Here is a 6,175-nt window from a genome sequence, read left to right as displayed (position 1 = left end):
TTCCTGTCTGAGTTTGGGGAGATCGTTACCTCCAGGAAAATGCTCTAGAAAAAAGAGAAAAAGGCCCAAGGGTAAAGCAAATACTCCAAGTAAAACAACTTCCAGATCAGTTGATAATAGCCAACAATCGCCTCCCGACGGCTGAGATCCAGATGGACACCATAGCCCAAGAGGATCCCCAGCCCCAACACATGGCTCACCAACAGCCAGAGGCCGTTGCCCGCAAGGAGAAAAGAGATCCCCACCCCGATAAATCCCAGATAGCAAAAGGCCAAAATGCCGATACAAAACCTTGAGATCCGCTCTGGCCCAAAGCGCAGCGAGAAGGTGGCAATGGCAAACTGGCGATCCCCCTCCATGTCGGGAATATCTTTGAAAAGGGCGATCACCAGCCCAAAAATCGACATAAACCCCGTCAGCCAAACAATCGCAGCCGAAAGCTCGACCCTTCCCTGCATCACCTGCTGAAAATGGCTGTAAAGGCCCAAATTGACGATCAAGCCGCGCACGCTGTAGATGCAAGCCGAGGCCGCCAGCGGAAAACGCTTCAACCGCAAGGGGGGCAACGAATAGGCCGTGCCGATCCCATTGCTCAAAAGCACCGTCAGCAGCAGGTAGGGGATCCCGGCCATGGCCAGCAGGACGGACGCCACCCCACAACCCACGACGATCCCCACCCCCTGTCGCCAACCCAGGGATCCAGCAGCCAAGGGCAAATGGGGTTTGTTGATGCGGTCGATTTCAATATCCGTCAGTTGATTCAAGCCGACGATGTAGACATTGGCCGCCAGACAGGCCGCCCAAGCCCAGACCAACTGGGGCAGCGCCGAGAGAACCGGTTGCAGGGATCCAGCAGCCACGAACCCCGCCAACAGGTAGAGGCCCACCACGCTGGCGCTGGTGCCGTAGACGGTGTGGGGTCGAGCAAAACGCCAGAGAACTTGTGGGCGCAACATCAAAAAAGCTAGGGAGAGTCTTCCAGGAGAGAAGCTAGAGCTGCCCAGCGGGGATCCGCCGTTGGTGCTGTAGCTTCCACCGCAATGCCCGGACAATCGGGACGGCAGGGCAACTGGCGGGGCATCTCCAAATGCAGGTGCTGGTACATCCAGTCTTCGACATCCAGCTCACCATTGGGGGGCAGGCTCTCCAGCAGATCTTCTTCGTCTTGCAATTCCAGCTCCAAGGGGAGAGGTTCGGGATCCCGAATCAAAATGATCTCCTCAACTTCCAGGTGCAGCCGGTGGTTGAACTGCTGTAGGCAGCGGTGGCAGGTGAGGGTGACAATGGTACGAGCTTCAGCACTCACTTCGAGAAAATGGCCCCGATGGCTGACTTCCAGGGATCCCTCCACAGGGGTCAAACTCTCAAAGCCCGAAAAAAACTGCCTAAACTGCAATTCTTGGGTTTGATCCGGCATCTGCCGCAGATCGGATAGACGAATTGGCCTTAACATTGCGCCCCCTTTCGCACGTTTTGGATAGCCGGGATCCCTGTCGTCACCGTAGCAAGAGGGCCAACTTGTTCCCAGCCCTCTGCCCACTCTCAAGATGGGGAAGCTGCCCGACGGATAACCAAGCGCCGGTCAGGCTCTTTGCCACGGCTGAAAGTTTCCAGATCGGCATAGGCAGGGTCATTCAAGAGAGTATGAATTTGCCGACGCTCGGCAGCCGAGAGATCGGGAAACTCGTATTCCCGGCCAGTGGCCCTCACCTTTTCCACAGCAGCGGCAACCAAAACCTTCAGCTCCTGCAAACGCCGCTGCCGATAGCCGTCCAAATCCAAAATGTAGGGCTGCTGCTGGTCTTCCGGCTGGTTCAGGTTGAGAAGGGTGTTGGCCAGGTACTGCAACGCATCCAGCACCACGGGGGAGCGATCCTCCTCTTGAGGGGAATCTCTGGAAGATGGAGAGGGCAAGGGGGGGGCTTTCGCCAACAGCAGCTGCTTCTGAGCTGGGGTCAAAGAAGACGCCTCGATTTCCAGCACCTCCCCCACCACCCGCACCACCGCTGGGATCCCCATAGCCGCCAGCACCTGCTGTAACCACTGCCTGGCTCGCTCTTGATTGGCCGCAAAGGTGGACTTGTTTGGCGAAGGGGCAACGGTTCCCTCAGATTTCTTAGCAGCAGATCCCGTAGAAGACTTAGGACGGCTCATCCTGGGCAGCTTCCAACTTTGAAGAGGTATCAACACTCCACCACAAGTCCACCCCAACAGCGAGGATCCCCTAGGGCTCAAAGGGCAAGGATTCCCGTCCCTCCTTGGCTGCTCTGGGCTTGGTCGATTTTTCCACTTCCTTGGCCTCCACCGTGATCGCCTGGGCAGCCCGACGGCGCTCCTCTTCCACCAACTGCTGTAAGTTCTCCGGCAACGGCTCCCGCGAGAGCAGGAAAGTCTGCACCGTTTGGAAGATATTAGAGACCAGGATGTAGAGCAAAACCCCTGCCGGCAGAGGGAAGAACAGGAACATCGCCGAGAACAGCACAGGGGTGATCCGAGCCATGGAACTTTGGCTGGGATCCTCTTTGCCGGTATCCTGTCCGGCATTGGTTAGGTACTGGTTCAGGTAAATGGACACCCCAAAGATGACGATCATGGCGATGATATCCCAGTGGATGGTGCCATCTTCGTCGAAGGCTCCCACACGGCCCAACTTGTCGATGAACAGAAAGCCAGTCTCAGAGGCCAAACCGGGAATAGACACCTGCACGGTCACATCCCCCGGCTGCAGAGCCAGCAAGGTGCCATCCGGCTTGATCTGGGCACGATCTTCCCCTTTGGTGATCTTCCAGGTGGGCTGTAACAGACTGGGATCCCCACCCGCTTCGGCCACCAATTGCTCAAAAGGCTTGCCCCCCGGCCCTTGAAGCAGAAATTGCACCTCCTCCCCAACGGCAACCTTGGTGCCTTTGGGTTCCACCAGCACCACCGGCTTGTGAAGAGAGTCGGTGACAAAAATGTTCTTGCTGGGGCTGACGTAGGGGGCGGGCACCACCTCAGCCGCCATTTCCGCCGGCAGGATCTGCAAGTTGACATCGTAGGTCACCGCTGCAAAGGGGGAGCCCCGCAGGGTGGCAAACAGGGCAAACAGCACTGGCATTTGAATGAGCAGTGGCAGGCAGCCCCCCAAGGGATTGGCCCCCAGCTCGCTGTAAAGCTTGGCCTGGGCTTCCCGAAGCTTCTGCGGGTCGTCTCGGTATTTCTCCTGGAGTTCTCGCATCCGCCGCTGCATCACCGGGCTGATCACCTTCATGCGCCGCATGTTGCGGATGGATCCCACATTAAGCGGGTAGAGGGCAAAGCGGATCACCAACGTCAGGAAGATAATGGCCAGTCCGTAGCTGGGCACGATCCCGTAGAAAAAATCCAGGATCGGCAGCATGACGTTGTTGGAGAGAAATCCGACTCCGAAGTCCATGAGGGGCGCTGGCAAATGTCCGTAACCATTGTAATGGCTTCCGTTCGGTTGACGAGGGCGTTTTCAGGGTTTGTCCCCTGGATCCGTCAGATAGACCTGAGAAAGGCGAGCAATTGAGCAAAATCAAGCCCGCTCCACTGAACAGGGATCCCAAGGCCCAACAAGAACCCCCCGCCGGCAGTTGCCTAGCAGTCCTTTTTTCCCCTATGATGAGAAACGCTTGATCCTCGGTAGCTCAGCGGTAGAGCGGTCGGCTGTTAACCGATTGGTCGCAAGTTCGAATCTTGCCCGGGGAGTATGTCTGAGCCAATCAAGGAAGCCGGATCCGGAACCCTATCCTTCCAGGCGGCTCTGGGCCTGCTGAGGGAAAGGGGGAGAGAAAACCCAGTCTCCCATCTCGTCGAGGAAGATGCGACGCTAAGCCAGACGTGGAGAAAATAATGTGAAGCAATGTGAAGGCGGCTAAGGGTTTCGTCCCGCCTGTTCCCGGCAAGTGTCAAGAGTCTCTGTCCTTTGGGGCAAGGAGTATGTCAGAATACCCTCTGGCTGTCTATTCCCAATCCGAGGGTGCTTGCTGTGATCGACCTGTCGCGGATCCCTGCCCAACCCAAGCCCGGCCTGCTCAACCTCTTGATTGAGATTCCCGGCGGCAGCAAAAACAAGTATGAGTTCGACAAAGACATGGGAGCGATGGCGCTGGATCGGGTGCTCTATTCCTCGGTGCAGTACCCTTATGACTACGGCTTTGTGCCCAATACGCTGGCCGGGGATGGGGATCCCTTGGATGGCTTGGTGATCATGGATCAGCCCACTTTCCCAGGGTGTGTGGTCACGGTGCGACCCTTGGGCATGTTGCAGATGATCGATGGCGGGGATCCGGATGAGAAGCTGCTGTGTGTGCCTGCCAAGGATCCCCGCTATGCTGCAGTGACCAAGCTGGAAGACATCGCCCAGCACCGCCTGGATGAGATTGCGGAGTTTTTCGCCACCTACAAGCGCCTGGAAAAGAAAGAAACCCAGATCTTGGGCTGGAAAGGTTTGGCCGAAACCGAGGCGGTCATTGCCAGCAGCATTGCGGCCTGCAAACAACCCCAATAGACATCTCTAAGGGATGCGAACAGAAAGAGCTTCCTGGCGATGTTGCAACAGTCGCTCTGGGGTGAGGGGCCCTTCGATGTGTTGCCAAGGCAAGGGATCCCCTGGATCCCAGTGGCTGTGCACGTAGTAATCCAGAGGCGGCAGTTGCCCTTTAAGCGCTTTGAAAGCGCGCCGGTAGCTCCCCAAAGATTCCCCAAAGTCCCGCGCCAACTGCAAGACCTTTCCCACCCGCCGATCCCCTCGCGAGATGAGGGCCTGGATCACGGACCAGCTATAGCTTTCCGGGCGCAACTCCACCCCCAAGGGACGCAGGTGTTTCTGGAAAAACTGCAGTTTTTTCTCGGCTTGGGGATCCACTCCGTGCCACTGAAAAGGGGTGTGGGCTTTGGGCACAAAGGTGCTGCAACCCAGCGTCAGGCGCAGGCCGGGAGCCGCTTTTTTGAGCTCTTGGAAAAGATCCACTGTGGCCTCCAAATCCGCCTGGGTTTCCGCCGGGATCCCTACCATGCCGTAGAACTTAATGCCCTTCAGACCTCCAGCCTGGGCGTGGGCTGCTGCTGCCAAGATTTCCGGGTTGCTTAACTTCTTGTTGATGATCTGGCGCAGTTGTTCTGAGCCACTTTCGATGGCCACCGTAATGGACTGGCTGCCCCGGCGGGAGAGTACCTGCGCCAGACGTGGGGTTACGGTAGCGGTGCGCACCGAGGCCAAACTGAGACGCACCTGCTCGAAGCGATCCTGGGCCAAGTGCTCCAGCAACTGCTCAAATTGGGGGTGCTGGGTTACAGAAGCCCCCAGCAACCCAATCCGCTGAGTGACCTGCAGCCCCCGCTCTACTGCCGGGATCAAATGCCCCTCCACATCCGCCACCCGGAAGGGCAACGTTAGGTAGCTGGCCAGGCAAAACCGACACATCTCCGGGCAACTGCGCACCACCTCCACCATGTAGATGCTCTCCCAGGCCGCTTTGGGGGTGACTACTGTGGAAACCGAGAGGGTGTTGCCGCGGAAGGTGTGTTTGCGAATGGAGCTAGGGATCCCGGCCACTTTGGGGAGCACCTTCTCCACCGGGCCGTCGGGCTCCCGGTATTGGGGTTCATACAAGCCGGGCACATAGATCCCTGGCACCTGCGCTAGCGCCTGCAATTTCTCAGCCCGGGATCCCTGGCGCACCTCCCGATAGACCTCGATCATCTTCTCCAGAAGACCTTCCCCATCCCCCAACAAGATCAGGTCAAAAAACTCGGCAAAAGGCTCGGGGTTGGCCGTCAGTACCGGGCCGCCGCCAAAGACCAAGGGGTGGGCTTCTTCCCGCTCCTCAGATCTGGGAGGGATCCCGTGCCGTTCCAGCAGAGCCAGGATATGGACATAATCCAGCTCCCAGGATAGGGAAAAGCCGAACAGCTCCGGCTCCCGGGGCAGGGGTTCAGCCAGATCCGTAAAGAGGCGGGAGACGGCCACATCTCGGCGGCTGGCCAGCAGACTCCAGATGACTTGATAGCCCAGGCTGGTGATCCCCACTGCGTAGGTGTTGGGAAAGGCATAGATCACCCGCACCGCGTCGGGGTCGGGCGTAGCCGGGGCGAAGAGCAACTGCTCCAGGGCAAACTCTGAACTAGCCAAGGGATCCCGCTGTGTTGGATTGAGGTTTGGGTTCTGGCT

The 6,175-nt window shown here is 58.0% G+C and carries 6 protein-coding genes and 1 tRNA gene; 2 read left to right on the top strand and 5 right to left on the bottom strand.

Annotated features, from left to right (window positions below):
• Window positions 1-44: 44 nt before the first annotated feature.
• The 4 genes from NW837_RS09995 to yidC form a co-directional block, all read right to left on the bottom strand.
• Complete coding sequence (locus tag NW837_RS09995) at window positions 45-956, bottom strand: homogentisate phytyltransferase (protein ID WP_414331169.1); 912 nt, start codon at window positions 954-956, stop codon at window positions 45-47.
• Window positions 957-964: 8 nt separating this feature from the next.
• Window positions 965-1,453 (bottom strand): YceD family protein, encoded by a 489-nt coding sequence (locus NW837_RS09990; protein WP_011433815.1) that lies wholly within the window; start codon window positions 1,451-1,453, stop codon window positions 965-967.
• Window positions 1,454-1,542: 89 nt separating this feature from the next.
• A complete protein-coding gene (locus NW837_RS09985; protein WP_414331168.1) occupies window positions 1,543-2,154 on the bottom strand; it encodes a protein jag in 612 nt (203 codons plus the stop codon).
• 70 nt (window positions 2,155-2,224) lie between these two features.
• A complete protein-coding gene (gene yidC, locus NW837_RS09980; RefSeq protein ID WP_414331165.1) occupies window positions 2,225-3,415 on the bottom strand; it encodes a membrane protein insertase YidC in 1,191 nt (396 codons plus the stop codon).
• A 224-nt stretch (window positions 3,416-3,639) separates the two neighbouring features.
• On the opposite strand from yidC, the gene NW837_RS09975 reads away from it, so the two are divergent.
• Together NW837_RS09975 and NW837_RS09970 are read left to right on the top strand one after the other, a co-directional pair.
• A tRNA-Asn gene (locus NW837_RS09975) sits at window positions 3,640-3,711 on the top strand.
• Between the two features lie 283 nt (window positions 3,712-3,994).
• Window positions 3,995-4,513 (top strand): inorganic diphosphatase, encoded by a 519-nt coding sequence (locus NW837_RS09970; RefSeq protein WP_414331173.1) that lies wholly within the window; start codon window positions 3,995-3,997, stop codon window positions 4,511-4,513.
• Window positions 4,514-4,519: 6 nt separating this feature from the next.
• On the opposite strand, the gene NW837_RS09965 is transcribed toward NW837_RS09970, so the two are convergent.
• Window positions 4,520-6,136 (bottom strand): B12-binding domain-containing radical SAM protein, encoded by a 1,617-nt coding sequence (locus NW837_RS09965; RefSeq protein WP_414331171.1) that lies wholly within the window; start codon window positions 6,134-6,136, stop codon window positions 4,520-4,522.
• Window positions 6,137-6,175: the final 39 nt, after the last annotated feature.

This window comes from Synechococcus sp. R6-10 (assembly GCF_047461815.1).
Classification (GTDB): domain Bacteria; phylum Cyanobacteriota; class Cyanobacteriia; order Thermostichales; family Thermostichaceae; genus Thermostichus.
This window is presented reverse-complemented; position numbering and strand designations above follow the sequence as displayed.